The organism is Vibrio celticus (assembly GCF_024347335.1).
Lineage (GTDB): Bacteria > Pseudomonadota > Gammaproteobacteria > Enterobacterales > Vibrionaceae > Vibrio > Vibrio celticus.
Genome location: NZ_AP025463.1, coordinates 705,759 through 729,655 on the forward strand (window position 1 = coordinate 705,759; position 23,897 = coordinate 729,655).

A 23,897-nucleotide genomic window follows, 5' to 3' on the forward strand; every position below is an offset into this window, starting at 1 on the left:
TTATTAGGCTTAATGCTAGTGTAAACATTTACATTTTACTTAATTTCAGTAAATGATTTAATGAGTAAAAATAAACCAATATAGGAAGTGAGAAATGGATACTGTCTCTTATGGTGACTTTGCTAAGTTAGAAATGCGTGTGGGTAAGATCATTGAGGTTGTGCGTCATGAAAACGCCGACAAGCTCTACATCGTGCAAGTGGATGTTGGTGATAAGACGCTGCAAACGGTGACTAGCCTAGTCCCTTATTACACAGAAGAAGAGTTGATGGGTAAGCAGGTTGTTGTTTTGTGCAATCTAGCGAAGGCGAAGATGAGAGGCCACACTTCTGAGTGCATGTTGCTATGTGCAGAAACGGAAGATGAATCTGAAAGTGTATTGCTAACACCTGAACGTGCGATGCCAGCAGGTATTCGTGTCGTTTAAGCTCACTTTAGGTTGGTGAGTCAATGTGTTCACCAACCTAAATCAACTAGCTGCGCACGGGCAGTATCAAGCCATCAATCACACTGTGGTGGTGATCGGAAACTCCAGCAAGGTTGCCGTATTTAGGCTGGTGGCGATCATTTTCTAATGGGTGATGCCAACCTTGTGTGTGTTTAACAAAGTGTGCCGCAAAGCTTTCAGACACCTCTAAACATCCTGCTAATACCGTATCGACGTAGGTTTGAACGATAGGGCTGTTTTCGCAAGGTGCTTCAATCTCGTCTTTGATGTAAACCCAGATCGGTTGATCCTGTTTGAATTCATCTTGGCTTTCTATCTGAGAGGCCTTTAATTCGATACGGTGATAACCACGCTCACGGCGATCAAACTCAGCCAGCGCAATATCATCCACCTCAAGCAACACACCATTCACTTGTCCCTCGCCGAGATTGACGATCAAAGGTGATAACACATAGCTGTCATCGATCTTGCTCCAATGGCGAATTAAGCCATGAACAATCGCAGGGATCGCTTGCCCTGTCTGACCGGTAAGCTGGCGTGAAGATGAGTTGATTAAACTGCCATAACCAAAAATATACATCGCATTCCTTGTCTGAGTTGTTCCATTTAAGTCTAGTCTTACTATATGTGGCGAGATACCAAAAATCAGTAAGTTTCTATTTATACATCTATATGTCTTTATGACTCTTTTGGTTGTGTTTTTTTGACTTGTTTATTGGCTATTGAATCTCGTGAGTCGCTGTTTTTACTGGTTTTATCTAATTGGCGCGTTTCATGCAAAGTGATCTGCATATTGCATCGGATTTGATGCACACAAAATTTGGTTTAGGTAATACCTTGGCCGCTTATCTGAGAATTAGGAGCGAGTTTGTTAAATATCACAGATAAAAGTGTAGAAGACGCGATTCCAGCCTACCTGCGTTTAGGCTTTCGACCTTTCTTCTTTTTAGGCAGTCTCTATGCCGTGATCGCGATTGTAGCTTGGGTCATCATGTTCCAAAACGGTCAGCCTGAAATGCTAAAAGTACCGGCGCTTTGGTGGCACGTACATGAAATGCTGTTTGGTTTCTCAATGGCGATAGTGGTTGGTTTTGTGTTAACGGCGGTACAAACGTGGACGGGTGTCAACGGCACCAAGCACTATCGATTGGCAGCCTTGGTTGGTTTATGGATCGCACCTCGTATTCTGTTTTGGACCCCCGCACCGTTATGGCTTATCTCGTCGGTTGAGGCGCTGTTCTTAATCTTCGCTGCCTACGAAATTGGTTTCCGAGTCGTGAAGTCGAAAGGCTGGAAGAATCTATTCTTTGTGCCGCTGTTTATATTGGCTATCGTGGCGAACTTTGCTAGTTACGCGACCATTAAGGGGATGCCTCCATTCCCATCGTCTGCAGTTTGGCAGGCTATGTTGTGGTGGTTTACCTTGCTGTTATCAGTGATGGGTGGGCGAGTGATCCCATTCTTTACGGCGCGTCGTTTTGAGTTTGAAAAAGCGCAGCCATTGGTTTGGTTGGAATGGCTAGCCAATCTACCTTTGGTTGGTTTATTTGTATTGAGCTTCTTCCCACTGACCTTTGCTCAAGTCGGCAATGAGTTGATGGTATTTGCAGGTGTGACTCAGTTGGTGCGCTTTATCCGCTGGAAACCTTGGACAACGCTATCAGAACCTTTGGTTTGGTCGCTGCATGCAGCTTATCTATGTATCCCTCTCAGCTTGCTGTTACGCGGTTTGCTAGACAACCCGTTCGCGAGCCACAATATGCTGCACTTGTTTGCGATTGGCGGTCTGAGTGGGTTAATTCTGGCGATGATTACGCGCGTTACGATGGGGCATACCGGTCGTGCCATCTACAAAGGGCCAAGCATGGCTTTGGCGTTCTCGGCTATTTTTATCGCGGCACTCGTTCGTAGTTTAGGTGTGACATTCTTCCCTGCGTATTTATTTGAGATGGTCAACATCAGTGCCGGTTTGTGGACACTGGCGTTCGGGCTGTTTATCTGGAAGTTCGGCATGATGCTATTAACACCAAGAGTGGATGGTCACCCGGGCTAAGCTAATTGGTTATCTACCCATGCTGAAAGGGAAGCTCTGAGCTTCCCTTTTTGATCTTCATAACTCATTAAGTATTTGCAACAAGGTATTGGCGTACCTGTGTAATGAGATCTTCTTTGGCGTGAGGCGAGATGAAACTGGCTTCGATGGCATTAATACTGAATTGCGCTAATTCGTTTTTCGTCACTGGATGAGCATTGGCGACCGCGAGGAAGTTATCATTCATATAGCCGCCGAAGTAAGCCGGATCATCGGAATTGATGGTGACGCACAGCCCTTTTCTCAGCAACTCGACGATGTTGTGTTCTTGCATGGTCTCAAACACCTTGAGCTTGGTGTTCGATAGCGGGCAGACCGTTAGAGGTGTGCGTTTTGCTATTAGCTGTTCCATCAGCTCTTCATCTTCTACACAGCGAACGCCATGATCAATTCGGGTAATGCCTAACAAGCTCATTGCGTCGATAATATTTTGTGCTGGGCCTTCTTCTCCGGCGTGTGCGACAGTCAGGAAGCCTTGGTTGATCGCTTCTTGGAATACATGTTTAAACTTCTCTGGCGGATTGCCCTGTTCTGATGAATCTAACCCAACGGCAATGATCTTATCTTTATAAGGAAGGGCTTGTTTGAGCGTTTCAAAAGCGCTGTCTTCATCAAGGTGACGCAGAAAACACATGATCAGTTGGCTGCTGATACCAAGCTCTTGCTCCGCTTGATTCAAAGCTCGAGTAATCCCACCTACGATGACTTCAAAGGCAATGCCGCGTTCAGTGTGAGTTTGAGGGTCAAAAAAGATCTCAGTATGAACCACATTATCTTGCTGGCACTGGAGTAGATAAGCCCACGTCAGGTCGTAGAAATCTTGTTCATGAATCAGTACGTTAGCACCTTGATAATAGATATCGAGAAAGGATTGAAGATTGTGGAACTGGTACGCGTCTCGAACTTGGTCAGGGGTCTCAAAGGGAATCGAAACGTCATTACGCTTGGCGAGTTGGAACATCAGCTCCGGCTCTAGTGTGCCTTCTATATGTAAGTGCAGCTCAACTTTGGGTAAATTTGTGATGAAGCTATCCATAGCAACTCCTTAGCTATTTTAATTATGAGCGGAGTAGGTGAGACAGTAGAGTCTATAAACCTGAGCAAGCAGGTATCTCTTTCATTTATCTCTGTTTGAGCATAGTTCATTTCATTGTTGTCGATAAAATAGGACAGAAGGTTGATGGTGAACCGAGAGTTATGAACCTATTGAAATCAGGCGCAAACGATTTGCAGCATTGGAGTGTGATCCGCTGCAAATATTTGCAGCAATATTTATTGATTTGTGCTCTAATACCGCGCTTACCAAGGGATGGTGTTAAAAGATGCTCACTTAGATGGAGTTATCAAAGTTGACCGATCCCTTAATGATCTCCCTTAGGAAAAAATAGAACATGTCTAAGAACAAAAAATTTGATATCCGCCTTACAGAAAAACGCAACGGTTGGTGTGCAGAGATTACTCGTCAAGTAACGTCTCGTAGCACTACAGTATCTAAGCGTGAGTCTGGTTTCGAAACTGAAGCTCTAGCACAAGAGTGGGCAGAGAAAGAGCTAGCATCTTTCATCGCTAACCAAGCTGAACGTAACGAGCGTAAATCAGAGCAGCGTAAAGAGCGTGACGAACTACGTCACACTAAAGAGCTTAAAGCTGAGCAAGCACGTGAAGCGCGCGCTAAAGCTCGTGCAGAAGAGCAAGAAGACGCTGAATAATTCAGTGCATGACTAATTTATAGATCCCTTAATTTTAAGATAAAGGATTTGTGAAAAAAAAGCCCCGATACAACTTTTTTCTTTCTAGTTAAAAGTGTATTGGGGCTTTTTAGTTTGTGGAGTTCTGTTTTATTGTGTTTAAGAGCTCGGTTTGGCTTCTCGCTTTTAACGTCGAGCTCTTAAACTGTTAAGCATTGTCTGATCAGTTATTCAGCGCAGTTAGCCAATCATCTTCTGCCACTTCTTCAATGTAGCTTTCTACTGATTGTCCTACTTCTTCATCGTCTTGCTTGAAGTAAGCGATGTGGAACACAGCATCACCTTCGTTGACCAAAGGTAGAGTTTGCTGACCAATCACGATACCGCCTTTGGTTGTGATCACTTGGCCTTCTTGGTGACCCAATGGAGAGCTGATGTAAGCAAGGGTTTGTCCTGCTTCAACTTGTTCGCCCAGTCTTACCATGTTACGCAAAATACCGTCTGACTCTGCGCGGATCCAGCTGGTGGATTTACTCAATACTGGCTCTGGTAACTTCTTACGGTTAGGGCGCAGCATGCCGATTTCTTTCATCACTTGATGCACGCCAAGGTAACCCGCACGAATCGCTAGGTGATCAAAACGCAGCGCTTCACCACCTTCGTAAGTTAATACAGGAATCCCCAGTTTTTCTGCTTCGCTACGCAGTGAACCGTCACGCAGTGGAGAATCAATGATCACGGGTGTTGCAAACGCTTTTGCGATGCGCAGTGTTTCAGGGTTCGATAGGTTTGCACGAATCTGTGGCAGATTGGTACGGTGAATCGCGCCCGTGTGTAGATCCAGAATGTAATCACAGTGCTTTGCCACGTTCTCAAAGAAGGTGTAAGCGATGCGTGATGTTAGCGATCCTTTCTCACTGCCAGGGAAGCAACGGTTTAGGTCACGACGGTCTGGTAGGTAACGAGATTTATGGATAAAGCCAAATACGTTAACGATAGGCACAACAATTAATGTCCCTTTCAGTTTCTTTGGATCAATCGCATTGGTCAGTTGTCGTGCAATCTCAACACCGTTTAGCTCATCGCCGTGGATAGCCGCATTTACCATCAGTGTTGGGCCTGCTTGGCGACCGTGAATAATTTCAATCGGGATAGAAAGTGGAGAATGCGTGTAAAGCTGAGCCGCTTGCAGTTCAATCTCCATTCGCTGTCCTGGCTGAACAGTATAACCAAGTAATTCGAATGGTTGATTAGGTTTTAGTCTTGCCATTTAGGTTGTTCTCAACATGGTGATAATTCGTTAACACGGAATGTAGCAATCGTTGATTTTTAGTACGAATCAATCGCTTTACGGTGACGACAAAAGTTTTTTATGAAGGGACTTCTGAATTGGTTTCAGTTTTTTATTTGGCTAATTGAAGGGTGTTTCAAATTGTGAATTTTCTGACAATACATTGATTTAGCGCTGATATTTGTCATTCAGTTCGTTGGTATTATCCACCGCCATTTTTTGGCGGCCAAATTTAAATATTGAGATCAAAATGAAAAAAACAATTTCAAAAATTGTAGCACTAGCGGTGGTATCTGTTGCTTTATCTGGTTGTGTTGGTAGCAACGCAGTAACGGGTTACCTAATGAAGTTCAACATCAAGGCTGTTGATAACCGTTACGCTCGTGGTGGTTTGAACATGCTACTTGCACCTGCATACGGTCTAACGGTTGCTGCCGATTACTTAGTATTCAACTCACTAGAGTTCTGGACAGGTAGCAACCCACTAACAGGTGCTCCGCACATCTTTGATACTAAGACTGATACTTACCTAGACATCAACCACCAACTTGATCCGTCTCTAACGGAAGCGCCAGTGGGTCCTATCACGAGTGCAGATGTGATCGAAAAAGGTCAAATGCAGCAGATTGATGAAAACACGATCCAAATGGACATTACTTACCAGTCTGGTGAGCGTGCGACGTTAATCGGTGTTCGTGATGGCGAGATGGTGACGTACTTCATCGATGGTGAAGTTGTGGCACAAACTTCAATTGATGAGCTAGAAAGCTACGCGGCTTCACGCGCTTAGTTATACCAATCGTAGTAAATAACTGGTCACCCTAGCTTGTTAAAAATCTCGATAACTGCGTTGTGATTTTTGATTGTAGAATAACTACTTATCAGAAAATCACGCCTTGTTCTCAAGCCTTTTTCCTGCGCTATTTCTGAACACTTACTTACTGTGATTGGTATTACTTCTTTAGTCACAAATAGTCATTACAAAGATTAGATACAAAAACAGGTACTCATTGAGTACCTGTTTTATTTTGTGTCGATAAACGGTGTTTACTGAAACACCATTTACTGAAAAGCGCTAACGCTAATCGAATTATGCTTTTTCTGGGATCGCTTCAAGCAATGCAACCATTTGGTTCCAGAATAGCTCAACGGTGTCGATCTTCACTTTCTCATCAGGAGAGTGCGGGAACTTGATGGTTGGGCCGAAAGAAACCATATCCATGTTCGGGTAAGGTTCTTTGAATAGACCACACTCAAGACCAGCATGGATAACCATGATGTTTGGCTTGTGACCGTAGATACCTTCGTACATGTCGCGGAAGATATGCATGATTTCTGAATCTGCGTCTGGTTTCCAACCTGGGTAAGCACCAGAGAACGCGATGTTAGCGCCTGCTAGTTCAGCAACAGAGTGAAGCATGCTTTCTACTTGTGAGCGACCTGAATCGATAAGAGAACGGATCAGGCAAAGCACTGTGATTGAGTTCTCTTCTGTTGTGATAACACCTACGTTTAGAGACGTTTCCACAACACCTTCAATCTCGTCACTCATACGAATCACGCCGTTTGGACATGCGTTAAGTGCCGCGATAAAGCGAGCTTGGTCTGCTGACGCAAGTGCGCTCATTTCTACAGAAGCTTCTTCATTGAAAGTCACGATGCTGTCTTCTACTTTACCTAGCTCTGTTGAAAGCAGCTCAGTGTAGTAGTTGTATAGTGAAGCCAGTTTTTCTTGGTTTGCCGCAGGAACAGCAACCGTTACGAAACCTTCACGAGGGATCGCGTTACGAAGGCTACCACCTTTGAATTCGACGATGCGAAGGTCTAGCTCTTTTGCGTGACCCGCTAGGAAGCGAGCAAGCAGTTTGTTTGCGTTTGCACGACCTGTGTGGATGTCACAACCAGAGTGACCGCCTTTTAGGCCTTTTAGCGTTAGCTTACGTGTTACGAAGTCAGCTGGAATCGCGTTACGAGCAATTTCAAATGTCATTGCGCCGTCGATACCGCCAGCACAACCCATGTACACTTCGCCTTCTTGCTCTGAATCGGTGTTAAGAAGGATATCGCCTTCTAACCAACCCGCTTCAAGACCGAAAGCACCAGTCATGCCTGCTTCTTCATCTACTGTTAGTAGAACTTCGATAGGGCCGTGCTGGATTTCGTTTGAAGCAAGAACCGCTAGGCAAGAAGCCATGCCCATGCCGTTATCAGCGCCAAGCGTTGTGCCTTTAGCTGTAACCCACTCTCCATCAATGTATGGTTGAATTGGATCTTTAGCAAAGTCATGAACTGTGTCTTCGTTCTTTTGTGGAACCATATCGATGTGAGCTTGTAGCACTACACCTTTTTTGTTTTCCATACCCGCCGTTGCTGGCTTTTTGATGAATACGTTACCCGTTGGGTCACGACGTACATCTAGGCCTTGCTCTGTTGCCCAAGCAATAATGTATTGAGCAAGCTCTTCTTCATGCTTAGAAGGGTGTGGGATTGAGCAAATCTTATCGAAGAACTGCCAGATAGGGGCAGGGGATAATTTACTGATCTCAGAATGGAATTCAGACACGGATGACTCCTTTTTTATTTAATAACCATATATTTAGGTTTTGTATGGGCAAAAACCTAGAACAAAAATCTAAAATATGGGTCTGTTTTGATGGCAACAGCATACCACTTGAGCGTTTTGACGAGTAGCGGTTCTAAACCTCAAATAGCTCAAATTTTGAATGCGATCTTGTCCATCTGATCATGGTTAAGCGCCTTGATGCTTATAAATGGCGCAAGCAAACGTTTGTTCAATCCTGTTCTGTAATTTTATTACAAAAATAAGTTTGCAAAATGACCATAAATAGCCAAAAGTGTGACGTATAGCAAAAAATACTTGTAATCTTTTTTCTTTAGGGTATATTAATAACCAACTTCTGAGATGAAGAGTAAATGCTCAAAGGATGAGTCCGTTTTATCGCCTCCAAGGAACCGAGAAATCAAATTCGTTTTTTATTGATTTATTAAGGTGATAGTTATGAAAGGTTTACCATCTGCAATGTTCTGGATTAACAGCTCTGTTTACACTAGCAACTTTGCATACCCTACAAGCTTTGGTTACTAATACCGTAAGCATGTAACTCGAACAGTTTTGTTCACCCCTATATATTGGAATTCTTTTACAGCCCTTTTGGTTGACAGATTCTACCGCCACTCAGTTTTGAGTGGCGTTTTTTTTGCCTGCTACTTTTCCAAACCGCTTTCGCTTGTCACTTTCCTTGCTATTCTGCGTGGTTGTTTTTTAAACGCCGAAATATCAATTTGCGCCTTATTACTGATCCTGTTGAAAAATACATAACTATTGTGGGTTTGAATTCAGAATTTACTGGCTAGATTCTCAATGAAAATAACCGATGGTAGAAAAAACAACCAACTAATTTCACTGAATGCATTGTTGTTAATTATTTGTTTTTAAACACTATTTGCCGATAATGTTTGTATTTTTAATCGCTTTGTTTCATACGGCATTCTGATAAATATCGATTAGAGCCTTAATTCTATCTGGAATTTGTTATTTGATAACTTTATAATCCACAGCCAATCGATTACGCAACCGTTTACTTTTACCCTTATAGGATTCGATAATGTTCGAAAAGCTATTCAAACTCAGTGAAAATGGCACCAATGTGCGCACTGAAATCATCGCAGGTCTAACAACCTTCCTAACAATGGCTTACATCATTTTTGTAAACCCAATGATTCTAGCTGATGCTGGTATGGACCATGGCGCTGTATTTGTAGCAACCTGTTTAGCGGCTGCTATTGGCTGTTTCATCATGGGCTTTGTTGCTAACTACCCAATTGCTCAAGCTCCAGGCATGGGTTTGAACGCATTCTTTACCTACGCTGTTGTAATGGGTATGGGTTATACGTGGCAAGTTGCTCTGGCAGCGGTTTTCGTATCAGGCGTAATCTTCATCTTCTTAAGCATCTTTAAGATCCGTGAATGGATTATCAACTCGATCCCTATGTCTCTGCGTGTTGGTATCTCTGCAGGTATCGGTCTTTTCCTAGCGTTTATTGCGCTTAGCAATGCAGGCATCGTTGTTTCTAACCCAGCAACTAAAGTTTCACTGGGCGACATTACCGCGATTGCTCCTATCCTAGGCTCACTTGGTTTCTTCCTAACGATTGCTCTTGTTCACCGTGGCGTGAAAGGGGCAGTAATGATTGCGATTCTAGCTATCACAGCTCTTGGCATTGTTATTGGTGACGTTCAATACGGCGGCATCATGTCTACACCACCAAGCCTTGCTCCTACATTCATGCAGCTTGATTTCTCTGCTGTATTTGAAATCGGTATGATTTCAGTGGTATTCGCATTCTTGTTCGTCGATTTGTTCGATACAGCGGGTACTCTGGTTGGTGTTGCAACGAAAGCAAACCTAATCAAAGAAGACGGCAAACTACCTCGCTTGAACAAAGCACTGCTTGCTGACTCTACAGCAACATCTATTGGTGCACTGCTAGGTACATCAAATACTACTTCTTATGTTGAGAGTGTTGCGGGTGTTGCTGAAGGCGGTCGTACCGGTCTAACTGCTGTTGTTGTTGGTATCTTATTCCTACTGGCTCTTTTCTTCTCGCCACTTGCAGGTATGATTCCGGCTTACGCAACATCAGGTGCACTTTTCTATGTAGCAATTCTGATGATGTCTGGCTTAGTTGGCATTGATTGGCGTGATCTTACGGAAGCAGCACCAGTCGTGGTAACATGTCTGCTTATGCCGCTGACGTACTCTATCGCTGAGGGTATCTCACTAGGTTTCATCGCTTACGCTGCAATTAAGCTGCTAAGTGGTAAAGGTCGCGACGTTTCACCTGCTGTGTGGGTAATGTCGGCTATCTTTATTCTTAAATACATTTTCGCTTAATCGTCTAGATTTCTGCTTAATCGCTGAAGAGGCTATGTTTGAAATAGCCTCTAATAACATGACAAAATTATTAGGTTTTATACTATGAGCAACAAATTCGTTATCACTTGGGACAACATGCAGACTTACTGCCGTCAACTTGCTGAAAAGCAAATGCCAGCAGAGCAGTGGAAAGGCATCTGGGCTGTAAGCCGTGGTGGTTTGGTTCCTGGTGCAATCTTGGCTCGTGAGCTAGGTATTCGTCACGTAGATACGATTTGTATTTCTAGCTACGACCACGATCACCAACGTGATATGACAGTAGTTAAAGCACCTGAAGGTGATGGCGAAGGCTTCCTAATCGTTGAAGACTTGGTTGATAGTGGTGACACTGCACGTAAGCTTCGCGAAATGTACCCTAAAGCGAAACTGATCGCTGTATGTGCAAAGCCATCTGGCGCTGATTTGCTAGACGAGTACATTGTTGATATCGCTCAAGACACATGGATTGAGCAACCTTGGGATACTAGCCTAAGCTACGTTGAGCCAGTAAATCGCAAGTCAAAATAAGCGTAAACTTAGTTTTTTGAGAAATGACCCTTTATAGGGTCATTTTTTTTTATATTATTAGTGACAACCATTTCTTATTAAGTATCCCAATGTCTGAACCAGAAGAAACGAGCTCGAACCTTTCGGAAACTTTGTTTGTAAAGCACAAACAGGCGAAAGAGACCTCAATGTTGACACAATACATGCCAAGCTCTGAAGCGTTATTGGATGAGAAGCGTGAACAGCAAAACTCATCATGGTACCGAAACCTAAGACGTCTTCAGTGGGTATGGCAAGGCGTTAATCCAATAGAGCAAGAAGCGGTATTGGCTCGCATCGCGTCATCAGATAACTCTCGTACAATCGACGAGTGGCTTGATACGGTCATGGGTTACCGAAGTGGTAACTGGGCATACGAATGGACCAAGCTAGGTATGCAGCATCAAAATCGTTCTAATGAGAAGAACGGTGAAGAGATGGCTGAAGAGCTGTTTTCAGCATCGCTGTGCTTCAGTATTGCGGGTTACCCACATCTCAAGAACGACAACTTGGCAGCTCAGGCTCAAGTGTTGGCCAACGCAGCCTATTCTGAAGCGATCAAGCACACTAAGTTGATCGTCAAGCAGATTGATATTCCATACCAAAACAAGAAGATCAAAGCGAACTTGCATCTGACCAAGACAGATAAACCACAACCGGTTGTGATTGTCAGCGCGGGTCTAGATAGCTTGCAAACCGATATGTGGCGCTTGTTTAGAGATTACTTAGCACCAAAGAACATTGCCATGCTAACGGTAGACATGCCATCGATAGGGCACAGTGCACATTGGCCGTTAACAGAAGACTCATCTTGTCTTCACCAAGCAGTGCTGAATGAATTGCCTAACATCCCATGGGTCGATCACCACAAAGTCGGCTTGTTTGGTTTCCGCTTCGGTGGCAATGCGATGGTGAGACTATCTTTCCTTGAGCAACATAAGATTAAAGCGTGTATCTCTTTAGGCGCGCCAATTCACGACATCTTTGTTCATGCCGACAAACTGAAACAGATGCCTAAGATGCATCTAGATGTGTTGGCTTCGCGTCTTGGTAAAGGGGCAGTTGATATCAATAGCCTTTCTGGGCAGTTGATGGCGTGGTCACTCAAGGTACAAGGTTTGCTGTCAAACAGTAAAACCAGTGTTCCTATCTTGGCATTGGCTCTGGAAGGCGACCCGGTTTCACCGCCAATGGATAATCAACTGGTTGCTATTTACAGTGATTACGGAAAAGCGAAGAAAATCAAAGCTAAGTCAATTACACAAGGTTATGAGCAATCCCTCGAATTGGCGATAAAGTGGCTTGAGGATGAATTATTTAGATGACATTTCTCCTAAATTAGTTAAGCATGAAAAGTGTACAAACTAAGTACCTGATACTCAGAGGTAATTTATAAAATCCAAATGCGTAGTTTCTACGTATAACAGTCTGAGTAACGTCATTCTTAACATTGAAAATGGAGATTCAATATGTCAGAAGTGACACAACAACCTACGCATTATCGCTTGTTAAACGTTTTAAAGGCTATTGGGCCTTATTTGAGGGAGCCACAATCAGAAGATGGTCATTACATTTTTGATTGCTTGTCTGTATGTGTGAACGATAAAAAATCACCAGAAGAACGCGAGTTTTGGGGCTGGTGGCTGGAATTGGATAAGTCGGAAGAGGGATATTCGGCGAAGTACAATATCGGTAAGTACAACATCGATGGTAACTGGGATTCTTTGCCGTTACCTAAAAAGGCGGTCGCTGAGGTCTCTCGAACTCAAGAAGCCTTCCACAAAAAACTGGTTGATGAACTTCAAAGTAAGTTTGAAATCAGCATCCAATTAGACGAAGAGTCTGTCGAATTCGTCTAATTTTAAAGGTTACTCTTCTATATAAAGCAAAAAGGTGCGATTTCGCACCTTTTCTGCTTGTGAATTCCCCTTTTGATTGCTAAAACATCACCTCTTATTTGTTTTATCCATAAAAGACTTCATGACAACAAATCATCAAAGCGGGACAACAACACAGCGTAAAACTGTCGTTGTTAAACTGGGTACCAGTGTCTTAACTGGTGGAACATTGGCATTAGACCGCGCTCATATGGTTGAGCTGGTTCGTCAATGTGCTGAATTAAAAAAACAAGGCCACTCTGTGGTTATGGTTTCGTCTGGCGCAATTGCAGCAGGACGTGAGCACCTTGGTTACCCCGCACTTCCCAACTCAATGGCGAGCAAACAGTTGCTTGCTGCAGTTGGGCAAAGTCAGTTGATTCAAGTTTGGGAGTCTTTATTCGCTATCTACGGCCTTAAGATTGGCCAGATGCTACTGACTCGTGCTGATCTCGATGACCGTGAGCGTTTTCTTAATGCTCGTGACACGATCAACGCACTTGTTGAACACGATATTATTCCTGTCGTGAATGAAAACGACGCAGTCGCGACCAATGAAATCAAAGTGGGCGACAATGATAACTTGTCGGCCTTAGTGGGTATTTTGTGCGGTGCTGATAAGCTTTTGCTACTAACAGACCAAAAAGGCCTGTTTACGGCTGACCCTCGTAAAGACCCAAATGCTGAGCTCATCAAAGAAGTGAAAACCATTGATGACACGCTGCGTAAGATCGCAGGCGGCAGCGGTACGACGTTAGGTACCGGCGGCATGGCAACAAAACTGCAGGCGGCTGACATTGCTCGTCGCGCAGGTATCGAAGTGATTATTGCTGCGGGCAGTGCTGAAAATGTGGTGTTTGATTCACTGAGTGATAACCCACAAGGCACACGTTTCTTGCCTTTAGCGGAAGCGCTTGAAAACCGTAAACGCTGGATTTTAGCGGGCCCTGCTTCAGCAGGTGACATCATGGTTGACGACGGCGCAGTAAACGCAGTCAACACCAAAGGCAGCAGCTTGTTGGCGAAAGGGGTTGTTCGAGTTAAAGGCGAATTCTCTCGTGGTGAAGTTACCCAAGTCACAGACAGCAAAGGCAAAGTAATTGCGCGTGGTATTGCCAGTTATTCAAGCCAAGACCTAGCAAAAATTGCAGGCAAGCACAGTAAAGATATTGGCGACATTCTTGGATACGATTATGGGTCAGAAGTCATTCACCGTGACGACCTAGTTGTGATTCAAGAGTAGCTCGTGATGATAAGGCGAATCGCCTTTTTGCATCCAAAGACAGACAGAATTTAGGGAGAGTTAAACGTGGATTTAACTAACATGGGTATCGCAGCAAAAGACGCTGCTTTCCACCTAGCGACCGCATCTACGGCGCAAAAGAATAAAGCATTGGCGATCATCGCTGATGAGCTAGAAGCAAACGCAGCAACGATTTTAGAAGCGAACGCGAAAGATATCGAATTAGGTCGCGAAGCGGGTTTAACTGACGCACTGCTTGATCGTCTACTTCTTAATGAAGAGCGCTTAACCGGTATCGCTAACGATGTGCGTAACGTGATTAGCCTGAATGACCCAGTTGGCAGCGAGATTGACAGCAAAGTACTGGAAAACGGTATGTCGCTGTCTCGTCGTCGCGTACCACTTGGTGTGGTGGGTGTTATCTATGAAGCGCGTCCAAACGTAACCATCGATATTGCAGCTCTGTGTCTGAAGACAGGTAACGCAAGCATTCTACGTGGTGGTAAAGAGACGTTTTTCTCGAATATGGAACTGGTTAAAGTTATCCAGTCTGCATTAGAGAAAGCGGAGCTTCCAGCCGCTTCTGTTCAGTACATCGAGAAGCCTGATCGTGAACTCGTATCTCAACTGCTTAAACTGGATGACTACGTGGATATGATCATTCCTCGTGGCGGCGCTGGCTTGCACAAGATGTGTAAAGAGAACAGCACCATTCCAGTTATCATCGGCGGCTTTGGTATCAGCCATATCTTCGTTGATGAAAGCGCTGATCTTGAGAAATCTGTCGATGTGGTCGAAAACTCAAAAGTTCAACGTCCATCGGCGTGTAACTCGTTAGATACACTGCTAGTGCATGAAGCGGTTGCTGAAGCTTTCCTAACTAAGCTGAAACAGCGTTTAGCCGGCAAGGTAACCTTAGTTGCTGATACCAGTGCAAAATCGCTGCTAGCGGGTTTCGAAGACCAACGTGATGCGGTTGAAGGCGACTTTGACACTGAATGGCTAAGCTACACGCTCGGCGTGAAAGTCGTTGCGGATGTGGCAGAAGCGATTGACCACATGCGTGTACACAATGCGAGTCATTCAGATGCGATCATGACTAACAGCCTAGAGAGCTCAGAACGTTTTATTAACTCTGTTGGTTCTGCAGCGGTTTATGTGAATGCATCAACACGTTTTACTGATGGCGCACAGTTTGGTTTAGGCGCTGAAGTCGCCGTTTCTACTCAGAAATTGCATGCTCGCGGCCCAATGGGCTTAGAAGAGCTGACAAGCTACAAATGGGTAGGTAAAGCGAACTATTTAGTCCGCGGTTAACGCTGGTCGTTAATTTTACTCCTCAGCTCATTTTTGAAATGGCGATCGAGTAGCAATAATCAATGAATCACCACACAAAAGGGCCTTAATTGGCCCTTTTTCTTTCCTAACGTTTGGCAATTCCGTTACACTGATATTCAATTATTTGGAGGTGATATGCATTGTCCTTTTTGTTCAGAGAACGACACTAAAGTAATCGATTCAAGACTGGTAGCCGATGGCCATCAGGTTCGTCGTCGCCGTCAATGCCTTGCATGTAGTGAACGTTTTACTACGTTCGAATCGGCAGAACTTGTGATGCCTAAGGTCATAAAGTCGAATGGAAACCGCGAACCATTTAATGAAGATAAAATGGTGGGTGGTGTACAGCGCGCTCTAGAAAAACGCCCAGTGAGTGCTGATGCGATTGAACTTGCGATCAGTACGATTAAGTCACAACTCCGTGCAACTGGTGAGCGTGAAGTACCAAGCGAGATGATTGGTAATCTTGTGATGGGCCAATTGAAAGAATTGGATAAAGTGGCGTACATTCGTTTTGCCTCTGTTTACCGCAGCTTTGAAGACATCCGAGAGTTTGGCGAAGAAATCGCTAAATTAGAGGATTAACTCCTCAATCATGTCAAACTTTACTCCCCTAGATTTTCAAATGATGTCGCGTGCTATTCAATTAGCGAAACGCGGCATTTACACCACTGCGCCAAACCCGAATGTGGGTTGTGTCATTGTACAAACTGATGGTCAGATCGTTGGCGAAGGTTTTCATGCCAAAGCCGGTGAGCCTCATGCTGAAGTATATGCCATGCGAATGGCTGGCGATAAGGCAAAAGGTGCGACGGCTTATGTCACGCTAGAGCCTTGTTCTCATTACGGTCGAACGCCACCTTGTGCAGAAGGTTTGATTAAGGCTCAAGTTTCAAAAGTGATTTGCGCCATGCAGGACCCAAACCCAAAAGTCGCAGGTCGTGGTATCAAAATGTTACGCGATGCGGGTATTGAGGTTGAAATCGGTTTGCTAGAGCAAGACGCTCTCGACTTGAACCCTGCATTTATCAAGCGTATGCAAACTGGCATGCCATTCGTTCAGTTAAAGATGGCCGCTAGCCTTGATGGCCAAACAGCATTGGAAAATGGTCAAAGCCAGTGGATCACATCGCCAGAAGCGCGTCGTGATGTTCAGAACTACCGAGCAAAATCAGGCGCTGTGTTGTCAACTAGCCAGACGGTGATTGAAGACAACGCGTCGTTGAATGTTCGTTGGGCAGAGTTGCCAAGCAGTATCAAAGATCATTACGCTGAAGACGAGCTGCGTCAGCCGATTCGCGTGATTCTTGATCGTCAAAACCAACTGCGTCCTGAATTCAAGTTATTCCAGACTCCAACATCCGTGTTGAGAGTAGCCGAAGCGTCTGCGGATATTGAAGTCGCAACCACAGATGCAGGTCTGCTCGATTTACACGATCTAATGCGTCAATTGCCAGCGAACCATATCGACCATATTTGGGTCGAAGCGGGCGCGACATTGGCAAAAAGCTTGATTGAAGCACAGCTGGTGGATGAGCTAATCCTCTATTTAGCACCTAAACTTATGGGCAGTGACGGACGAGGTTTGATGGGCGCATTAGGGTTCACTTCAATGTCTGACGTTATTGACCTAGAAATTAAAGATGTTCGACAGGTTGGTGTGGATATTCGCATCGTTGCGAAACCCGTATTTCGAAACTGATAGTAACGAAACCACAGTAGAAATAGTTACTCCAACTGCATACGTGTCGTTGACAACAAAAAGAGTTTTAAAATGTTTACAGGAATTGTAGAAGCCGTAGGTACATTGAGTGCAATCACTCCTCGCGGAGAAGACATCACCGTAACGGTTAATGTTGGTAATCTTGATATGGCTGACGTTAAGTTAGGCGACAGTATCGCGACCAATGGTGTTTGTTTGACGGTTGTTGAGTATAACGATCACAGCTACAGTGCAGACCTTTCGCTTGAGACCCTGAAAAAAACGGGTTTTGTCGATTACCAAGCTGGCGATAAGGTCAACCTAGAGAAAGCAATGCTACCGACCACGCGTTTCGGTGGTCATATAGTTTCGGGTCACGTTGATGGCGTGGGTGAGATTGTTGAGCGTAACCAAGTCGGTCGTGCGATTGAGTTCTGGGTTGAAATGCCTGCAGAGATCTCAAAGTACGTGGCTCAAAAAGGTTCAGTCACCGTAGATGGTATTAGCCTGACGGTGAATGATTTACGCAAGAATGCTTTTAAGCTGACGATCGTTCCTCACACCTCTTCAGAAACCACCATCGATCAATTCAATGTTGGTCGCAAAGTGAATCTAGAAGTCGATGTATTAGCGCGCTATATGGAGCGTTTACTGCAAGGCCAGCAGCAAGAGTCTGAGCCTGAATCTCGACTGACGATGGAATTCTTACAACAGAATGGTTTTGCCTAACCGTTGGTATAAAGTGCACTAAACATCACTTTGTGAAAGCGAGCAATATCATCAGGTTTAAATAGTGTCGGTTCTAGGAAGCAGAACCATTTCAAAGGATATAGAACAATGCCAATTAGTACTCCTCAAGAAATTATTGAAGACATTCGCCTAGGAAAAATGGTTATCCTGATGGATGATGAAGATCGCGAAAATGAAGGCGATCTGATCATGGCAGCAGAACATGTTACGCCAGAAGCGATTAACTTCATGGCGATGTATGGCCGCGGCTTAATTTGTCTAACGTTGACCAAAGAGCGTTCAAACCGTATGGGTCTAGCGCCTATGGTTCAAGACAACAATGCTCAATACACGACGAACTTTACGGTTTCAATTGAAGCTGCCGAGGGCGTAACAACGGGTATTTCTGCATCAGACCGCGCCGTTACTGTTCAAGCGGCTGTGGCAAAAGATGCGAAAGCGGCAGACTTAGTTCAACCTGGTCATATCTTCCCACTGACCGCTCAAGAAGGTGGCGTGTTAACTCGTGCTGGTCATACGGAAGCAGGTTGTGACTTAGCTCGTCTAGCAGGCTGTGAGCCAGCATCTGTTATCGTTGAGATCCTAAATGACGACGGCACCATGGCACGTCGCCCTGATCTTGAAGTCTTCGCTGAAAAACACGATATCAAACTAGGCACCATTGCTGACTTGATTGAATACCGTAACAACACAGAAACGACGATTGAACGTGTAGCACAATGCCATCTTCCAACAGAGTTTGGTGATTTCGAGCTTGTGACTTACCGTGACACGATCGATAACCAGATCCACTACGCAATGCAAAAGGGCGACTTGTCTGTAGGCGCTCCTTTAGTGCGTGTTCACCTGCATGATACGTTTACCGATCTGCTTCATTCTGATCGCGGTACCGAGCGTAGTTGGTCGCTAGATAAAGCGATGAAGCGCATTGGCGACGAAGGCGGTGTGTTGGTTATTCTGGGTAACGAGGAGTCGTCTGATTCTTTGATCCACAAAGTGAAGACATTCGAAGCTCAAGATAAGAATGAGCAACCAACCATGGCTAAGAAACAAGGTACTTCTCGTCGTGTTGGTGTGGGTTCTCAGATTCTTCAAGACCTAGGCGTTCACGATATGCGTCTGCTTTCTTCAAGCACTAAGCGTTACCACGCATTGGGTGGTTTTGGCCTTAACGTTGTTGAATATGTTTGCGAGTAAGCCGACGTCTGTCCGTTTATAGCGGCATAATTTACCGATGATTTCAGTAGCTCTTTTAGAGGTTAATTTCGATAAAAGAGCAAAGTAGCCAAGCCCGATTCAAAACGTGTTGAATACACAAGCTTGGCTACTTGCTGCTCCAGTAAGGTTGGCAGCAGCGCTGCGTTATCATCTTTACATCTCCGGTGCCTGTTCTTCTAAATTAGCATTAGATATTGCTCACAGTTTTGTGCTAGAATCCGGCGATTCTCACTTGATGAAAATAGTTAAAGGAAGGCTTATGAAAGTGATCGAGGGTGGCTTCCCAGCGCCAAATGCAAAAATTGCTATCGTTATTGCTCGTTTCAACAGTTTTATTAACGAAAGTTTACTTTCTGGTGCAATCGATACTTTAAAGCGTCATGGACAAGTAAGCGAAGACAACATCACTGTTGTTCGTTGCCCTGGTGCAGTAGAACTTCCACTTGTAGCGCAGCGCGTTGCAAAAACGGGTAAGTTCGATGCGATTGTATCTCTTGGTACAGTAATCCGTGGCGGTACACCTCACTTTGACTATGTTTGTAGTGAATGTAATAAAGGTTTGGCACAAGTGTCTCTGGAATTTTCTCTTCCAGTAGCGTTTGGTGTTCTTACTGTTGATACGATCGATCAAGCTATTGAACGCGCAGGAACCAAGGCTGGTAATAAGGGTGCAGAAGCAGCACTTAGCGCACTTGAGATGATCAACGTTCTTTCTGAAATCGATTCCTAATGGGGGCCAGTGTGAAACCAGCCGCACGTCGTAACGCACGTCAATTTGCTCTACAAGCAATTTATTCTTGGCAAATTACTAAAGAAAATATTGCTACCGTTGAAGAACAGTTCTTATCTGGTGGTAAGTATGATGAAGAAGAGCATCATGCCGCAGAACCTGCTCTAGCTATGCCAGAAACAGACGTTGCATACTTCCGCGACCTACTAACTGGTGTTGCTCTTAGCCACATGGAACTTGATAGCAAGCTTCGTCCATTCGTATCTCGCCCTATGCAAGATCTGGATTTGATGGAACTAGCGCTTCTACGTTTAGCTATGTACGAGATGACTCGTCGCGAAGATGTACCATACAAAGTGGTTATCAACGAAGCTATCGAGCTTGCGAAAGTATTCGCAGCAGAAGACAGTCATAAGTTTGTTAACGGTGTGCTTGATAAAGCTGCACCGCACGTTCGTAAGAAATAAGACGTTCGTATATTGAATCTAAAGGTCAGCTTTCATGCTGGCCTTTTTTGTAACTAAATTTCTGTAATATCCATGATTACGGCGATTTTTATGAGACTAAAGATAGGGCATGTGATGTCTGGCGAATTTAACCTGATTGAAAAATATTTTGTAAATCGACAACCACAACGTAAAGACGTACTTCTGGCTGCTGGCGATGATTGTGCTTTGGTCAAAGCGCCGGGTAATGTTGAGATAGCGATCAGCACGGACACCTTAGTGGCTGGTACCCATTTCTTAGCTGAAGCAAATCCGGCTTGGGTGGCACACAAGGCGTTGGCTTCTAATATCAGTGACCTTGCTGCAATGGGCGCGACGCCGGCTTGGGTGTCTTTTGCTTTAACCATGCCTGAAGTGGATGAAGCATGGCTTGCTCCTTTCTGTGACTCCTTTTTTAAACTCGCAGACTACTTTGGTATTCAGTTAATTGGTGGCGACACCACCAAAGGCCCACTAAGCCTGACACTAACTGTACAGGGCTTTGTTCCTGAAGGACGAGCGCTGCGTAGAGATGGCGCGAAAGTGGGCGACTGGATTTACGTAACAGGTAACCTAGGTGACAGCAAAGCTGGCTTAGAAGTGTTACTTAACCCTGATCAGAACAGAGCGAAGCCTTATGCTGCTGAGCTTGAAGAGAGACATTATGTGAGCGCTCCTCGAGTGTTAGCGGGTCAGGCTCTAGTGAACCTTGCTTCATCGGCGATTGATATCTCTGATGGTGTTATTGCTGATTTAAAACATATCCTTAAGCGTTCTCAAGTTGGCGCGAGTATTGATGTAAGCACGCTGCCTATCTCTCCAGAGTTACGTCAGTTCGCTCCTGATATCACTTCAGCTCAGCAGTACGCGCTGACCAGTGGTGAAGAGTACGAACTGTGCTTTACTGTACCAGAAGAGAATAAAGGGTCGCTGGAAAGTGCTTTGTCACACACAGGTACAAAAGTCACCTGCATTGGCCAGATAAGACCTGTAGAATATTTTGAATTACACAATAATGGTGAACCACTAAGCTGGAACTTAACTGGTTACGATCACTTTAAGGTTAATTGATGACAAACCCACTTTCTCTTATTTCTCTTAAAAACCCTTGGCATTTCTTAGCAACGGGTTTTGGCAGTGGCTTATCGCCGATTATTCCCGGCACAATGGGCACGCTTGCGTCAATTCCATTGTACCTATTGTTGGTTCAGTTACCGTTTCCTGCTTACGTTGCCGTGGTGGTGGTAAGCTGCATTATTGGTATTAAGATCTGCCAAGTAACGTCTGATGATATGGGTGTGCATGATCACGGTTCTATCGTTTGGGATGAGTTTGCAGGTTTTTGGATCACCATGAGTTTAGTGCCTATGCTGAATATTCCTGCCGATGACTGGAAATGGCTGCTGACTGGTTTTGTGCTTTTCCGCTTCTTTGACATGGTAAAACCCTGGCCGATTGGCTGGCTAGATGCACGAATTCACGGCGGCTTAGGTATCATGATTGACGATATTGTAGCGGGTATTATGGCGGCTATTTCGTTGTATGCCGTGGCGCATTTCGCTGGTTGGTTAGTGTGAGCTAACTGAAAGACCAAACTAATTAGCAGATACTAAAAAGGTTGACCCTAGGGCCAACCTTTTTTTGTTTGCGGAGCTTACGTATTAAGGCTACTTTGCAAGATAGTCAGAGATAGACTTCTCAATGCCTTTCGCGTCCAAACCAAGCTCTTCATGCAGTTCGCCTTGCGTACCTTGAGCAATGAACTTGTCTGGTAGGCCAAGGTTCAATACTGGCATCAGCTGTTTCTCTTGCATCAAGAACTCAATCACACCTGCGCCCGCACCACCTGCAATCGCATTCTCTTCGATAGTTACCAGTACATCGTGGTCAGCTGCAAGTTGTTTGATCAGATCTTCATCGAGCGGTTTTACAAAGCGCATATCTGCAACTGTCGCATCGATGGCGTCAGCGGCTTGAAGTGCACTCTCCAGGAAAGTACCGAAGCTTAGGATCGCGACTTTCGAGCCATCTTTTGCTTTTTTGCTTTCGCGAACGATACGACCTTTACCAATCTCAAGCGCAGTAAATTCACTTTGAATCTCAGTGCCCATACCATTACCGCGAGGATAACGAACGGCACTTGGACCTGTGTGCTGGTGGCCGGTGTAAAGCATTTGGCGACATTCGTTTTCGTCGCTTGGCGCCATGATCACCATGTTTGGAATGCAACGCATAAAGCTTAAGTCGAATGCACCTTGGTGTGTTTGACCATCAGCGCCGACAAGACCAGCACGGTCGATAGCGAACATGACCGGTAAGTCCATGATAGCCACATCGTGGATCAGTTGATCGTAGCCACGTTGTAGGAACGTCGAGTAGATAGCGACTATCGGCTTATCACCTGCAATCGCCATACCGGTTGCTAGCGTCACAGCATGCTGCTCAGCAATCGCTACGTCGAAGTATTGTTCTGGGTACTCTTTCGAGAAACGTACCATGCCTGAGCCTTCACGCATTGCAGGCGTGATCGCCATCAGCTTAGGATCTTGCGCGGCCATATCACACAGGAAATCGCCAAAAATCTTAGAGAAAGTTGGTTTAGAGCTGGTGCTCTTAGGCAGACTTGAGTGTGCTGGATCGAATTTCGGTACGCCGTGGTAACCGATTGGATCTTTCTCAGCTGGCTCGTAGCCTTTGCCTTTCTTAGTCATGATGTGCAGGAACTGAGGGCCTTTTAGGTCTCTCATGTTCTTAAGCGTTTTAATCAGCTCATTGACATCGTGACCATCAATTGGGCCAATGTAGTTAAAGCCTAACTCTTCGAACATGGTGCCAGGGACAACCATGCCTTTTAGGTGTTCTTCTGTACGACGAACTAGCTCTTTAATCGGCGGAACGCCTGATAGCACTTTCTTGCCGCCCTCACGAATTGACGTGTAAAGACTGCCAGAAAGAACTTGAGCTAGGTGGTTGTTGAGCGCACCGACGTTTTCAGAGATCGACATCTCGTTATCGTTCAGGATAACCAGCATGTCATTGTGAATATCGCCCGCGTGGTTCATAGCTTCAAATGCCATACCCGCAGTAATCGCGCCATCACCAATCACACTCACGACTTTACGGTTCTTGCCTTCTTTCTTCGCACTGATAGCCATACCAAGTGCAGCACTGATCGACGTTGAAGAGTGACCAACAGAAAGGGTGTCGTATTCGCTCTCTTGACGCCATGGGAATGGGTGCAGTCCATCTTTTTGACGGATAGTCGACAAGCGGTCGCGACGACCTGTAAGAATTTTGTGCGGGTATGCTTGGTGGCCAACATCCCAAACCAACTGGTCAAAAGGCGTGTTGTACACGTAGTGCAGAGCAACTGTCAGCTCTACAGTACCTAAGCCTGACGCTAAGTGACCGCTTGACTGGCTCACTGAGTTAAGAAGATAGGTACGTAATTCATCACAAAGCTGTGTCAGCGTCTCTTTTGGAAGTAGACGCAAATCCTCTGGCTTATCAGCCAAAGCAAGAGTTGGGTACTTTGATATATCAAGAGTCATA

Annotated in this window: 23 protein-coding genes; 18 read left to right on the top strand and 5 right to left on the bottom strand. The window is 44.9% G+C overall.

Annotation, left to right across the window (positions count from 1 at the left end):
• The first annotated feature begins 94 nt into the window (after window positions 1-94).
• Window positions 95-427 carry a tRNA-binding protein gene (locus OCV19_RS03370; RefSeq protein ID WP_017060796.1) on the top strand — a complete coding sequence of 111 codons (333 nt, stop codon included), beginning with the start codon at window positions 95-97 and terminating at the stop codon, window positions 425-427.
• Window positions 428-473: 46 nt separating this feature from the next.
• Here the strand turns inward: OCV19_RS03370 and OCV19_RS03375 are convergent, their stop codons facing one another.
• Complete coding sequence (locus tag OCV19_RS03375) at window positions 474-1,028, bottom strand: gamma-glutamylcyclotransferase family protein (protein ID WP_065677573.1); 555 nt, start codon at window positions 1,026-1,028, stop codon at window positions 474-476.
• 288 nt (window positions 1,029-1,316) lie between these two features.
• On the opposite strand from OCV19_RS03375, the gene OCV19_RS03380 reads away from it, so the two are divergent.
• Window positions 1,317-2,501: an NnrS family protein gene (locus tag OCV19_RS03380; RefSeq protein WP_065677574.1), complete on the top strand. Its 1,185-nt coding sequence runs from the start codon at window positions 1,317-1,319 to the stop codon at window positions 2,499-2,501.
• Between the two features lie 67 nt (window positions 2,502-2,568).
• Here the strand turns inward: OCV19_RS03380 and OCV19_RS03385 are convergent, their stop codons facing one another.
• On the bottom strand, window positions 2,569-3,576 hold the full coding sequence (locus tag OCV19_RS03385; protein ID WP_065677575.1) for an adenosine deaminase: 1,008 nt from the start codon (window positions 3,574-3,576) through the stop codon (window positions 2,569-2,571).
• A 355-nt stretch (window positions 3,577-3,931) separates the two neighbouring features.
• Here OCV19_RS03385 and OCV19_RS03390 point away from each other — a divergent pair, with 355 nt between their 5' ends.
• Window positions 3,932-4,249: a DUF3622 domain-containing protein gene (locus OCV19_RS03390; RefSeq protein WP_017056240.1), complete on the top strand. Its 318-nt coding sequence runs from the start codon at window positions 3,932-3,934 to the stop codon at window positions 4,247-4,249.
• Between the two features lie 202 nt (window positions 4,250-4,451).
• Here the strand turns inward: OCV19_RS03390 and OCV19_RS03395 are convergent, their stop codons facing one another.
• Complete coding sequence (locus OCV19_RS03395; protein ID WP_017060792.1) at window positions 4,452-5,498, bottom strand: succinylglutamate desuccinylase/aspartoacylase family protein; 1,047 nt, start codon at window positions 5,496-5,498, stop codon at window positions 4,452-4,454.
• Between the two features lie 271 nt (window positions 5,499-5,769).
• Here OCV19_RS03395 and OCV19_RS03400 point away from each other — a divergent pair, with 271 nt between their 5' ends.
• Window positions 5,770-6,309: a DUF3332 domain-containing protein gene (locus tag OCV19_RS03400; protein ID WP_065677576.1), complete on the top strand. Its 540-nt coding sequence runs from the start codon at window positions 5,770-5,772 to the stop codon at window positions 6,307-6,309.
• A gap of 300 nt (window positions 6,310-6,609) precedes the next feature.
• Here the strand turns inward: OCV19_RS03400 and OCV19_RS03405 are convergent, their stop codons facing one another.
• The gene (locus OCV19_RS03405) at window positions 6,610-8,082 is read right to left on the bottom strand and encodes an aminoacyl-histidine dipeptidase (protein ID WP_065677577.1); all 1,473 of its coding nucleotides are present in this window, start codon (window positions 8,080-8,082) and stop codon (window positions 6,610-6,612) included.
• A gap of 1,063 nt (window positions 8,083-9,145) precedes the next feature.
• Between OCV19_RS03405 and OCV19_RS03410 the strand changes: the two genes are divergently transcribed.
• The 14 genes from OCV19_RS03410 (at window position 9,146) to pgpA (ending at window position 21,922) form a co-directional block, all read left to right on the top strand.
• A complete protein-coding gene (locus tag OCV19_RS03410) occupies window positions 9,146-10,435 on the top strand; it encodes an NCS2 family permease (RefSeq protein WP_017060789.1) in 1,290 nt (429 codons plus the stop codon).
• An 84-nt stretch (window positions 10,436-10,519) separates the two neighbouring features.
• Complete coding sequence (gene gpt, locus OCV19_RS03415; protein WP_009847475.1) at window positions 10,520-10,984, top strand: xanthine phosphoribosyltransferase; 465 nt, start codon at window positions 10,520-10,522, stop codon at window positions 10,982-10,984.
• 89 nt (window positions 10,985-11,073) lie between these two features.
• On the top strand, window positions 11,074-12,327 hold the full coding sequence (gene frsA, locus OCV19_RS03420; RefSeq protein WP_048612254.1) for an esterase FrsA: 1,254 nt from the start codon (window positions 11,074-11,076) through the stop codon (window positions 12,325-12,327).
• Between the two features lie 144 nt (window positions 12,328-12,471).
• A complete protein-coding gene (gene crl / locus OCV19_RS03425) occupies window positions 12,472-12,861 on the top strand; it encodes a sigma factor-binding protein Crl (protein WP_065677578.1) in 390 nt (129 codons plus the stop codon).
• 76 nt (window positions 12,862-12,937) lie between these two features.
• Window positions 12,938-14,122, top strand: a complete 1,185-nt coding sequence (gene proB / locus OCV19_RS03430; RefSeq protein WP_170926847.1) for a glutamate 5-kinase — start codon at window positions 12,938-12,940, stop codon at window positions 14,120-14,122.
• A 66-nt stretch (window positions 14,123-14,188) separates the two neighbouring features.
• Complete coding sequence (locus OCV19_RS03435) at window positions 14,189-15,439, top strand: glutamate-5-semialdehyde dehydrogenase (protein WP_050644922.1); 1,251 nt, start codon at window positions 14,189-14,191, stop codon at window positions 15,437-15,439.
• A 156-nt stretch (window positions 15,440-15,595) separates the two neighbouring features.
• Window positions 15,596-16,045, top strand: a complete 450-nt coding sequence (gene nrdR, locus OCV19_RS03440) for a transcriptional regulator NrdR (protein ID WP_004734394.1) — start codon at window positions 15,596-15,598, stop codon at window positions 16,043-16,045.
• A gap of 40 nt (window positions 16,046-16,085) precedes the next feature.
• Complete coding sequence (ribD, locus tag OCV19_RS03445; protein ID WP_065677580.1) at window positions 16,086-17,162, top strand: bifunctional diaminohydroxyphosphoribosylaminopyrimidine deaminase/5-amino-6-(5-phosphoribosylamino)uracil reductase RibD; 1,077 nt, start codon at window positions 16,086-16,088, stop codon at window positions 17,160-17,162.
• Between the two features lie 72 nt (window positions 17,163-17,234).
• Window positions 17,235-17,891: a riboflavin synthase gene (locus OCV19_RS03450; RefSeq protein WP_004734396.1), complete on the top strand. Its 657-nt coding sequence runs from the start codon at window positions 17,235-17,237 to the stop codon at window positions 17,889-17,891.
• A 108-nt stretch (window positions 17,892-17,999) separates the two neighbouring features.
• Entirely contained in the window at window positions 18,000-19,109 is a 1,110-nt protein-coding gene (gene ribBA / locus OCV19_RS03455; RefSeq protein ID WP_004734397.1) for a bifunctional 3,4-dihydroxy-2-butanone-4-phosphate synthase/GTP cyclohydrolase II, read from the top strand.
• Between the two features lie 280 nt (window positions 19,110-19,389).
• Window positions 19,390-19,860 (top strand): 6,7-dimethyl-8-ribityllumazine synthase, encoded by a 471-nt coding sequence (ribH, locus tag OCV19_RS03460; protein ID WP_004734398.1) that lies wholly within the window; start codon window positions 19,390-19,392, stop codon window positions 19,858-19,860.
• Window positions 19,860-20,327: a transcription antitermination factor NusB gene (nusB, locus tag OCV19_RS03465; protein WP_004734399.1), complete on the top strand. Its 468-nt coding sequence runs from the start codon at window positions 19,860-19,862 to the stop codon at window positions 20,325-20,327. Before ribH ends, nusB begins: the two co-directional genes overlap by 1 nt.
• 114 nt (window positions 20,328-20,441) lie before the next feature.
• Window positions 20,442-21,416 (top strand): thiamine-phosphate kinase, encoded by a 975-nt coding sequence (gene thiL, locus OCV19_RS03470; protein ID WP_065677581.1) that lies wholly within the window; start codon window positions 20,442-20,444, stop codon window positions 21,414-21,416.
• On the top strand, window positions 21,416-21,922 hold the full coding sequence (gene pgpA / locus OCV19_RS03475) for a phosphatidylglycerophosphatase A (RefSeq protein ID WP_017060782.1): 507 nt from the start codon (window positions 21,416-21,418) through the stop codon (window positions 21,920-21,922). Before thiL ends, pgpA begins: the two co-directional genes overlap by 1 nt.
• A gap of 90 nt (window positions 21,923-22,012) precedes the next feature.
• On the opposite strand, the gene dxs is transcribed toward pgpA, so the two are convergent.
• Window positions 22,013-23,896 carry a 1-deoxy-D-xylulose-5-phosphate synthase gene (gene dxs, locus OCV19_RS03480; protein WP_065677582.1) on the bottom strand — a complete coding sequence of 628 codons (1,884 nt, stop codon included), beginning with the start codon at window positions 23,894-23,896 and terminating at the stop codon, window positions 22,013-22,015.
• Window position 23,897 lies beyond the last annotated feature (1 nt).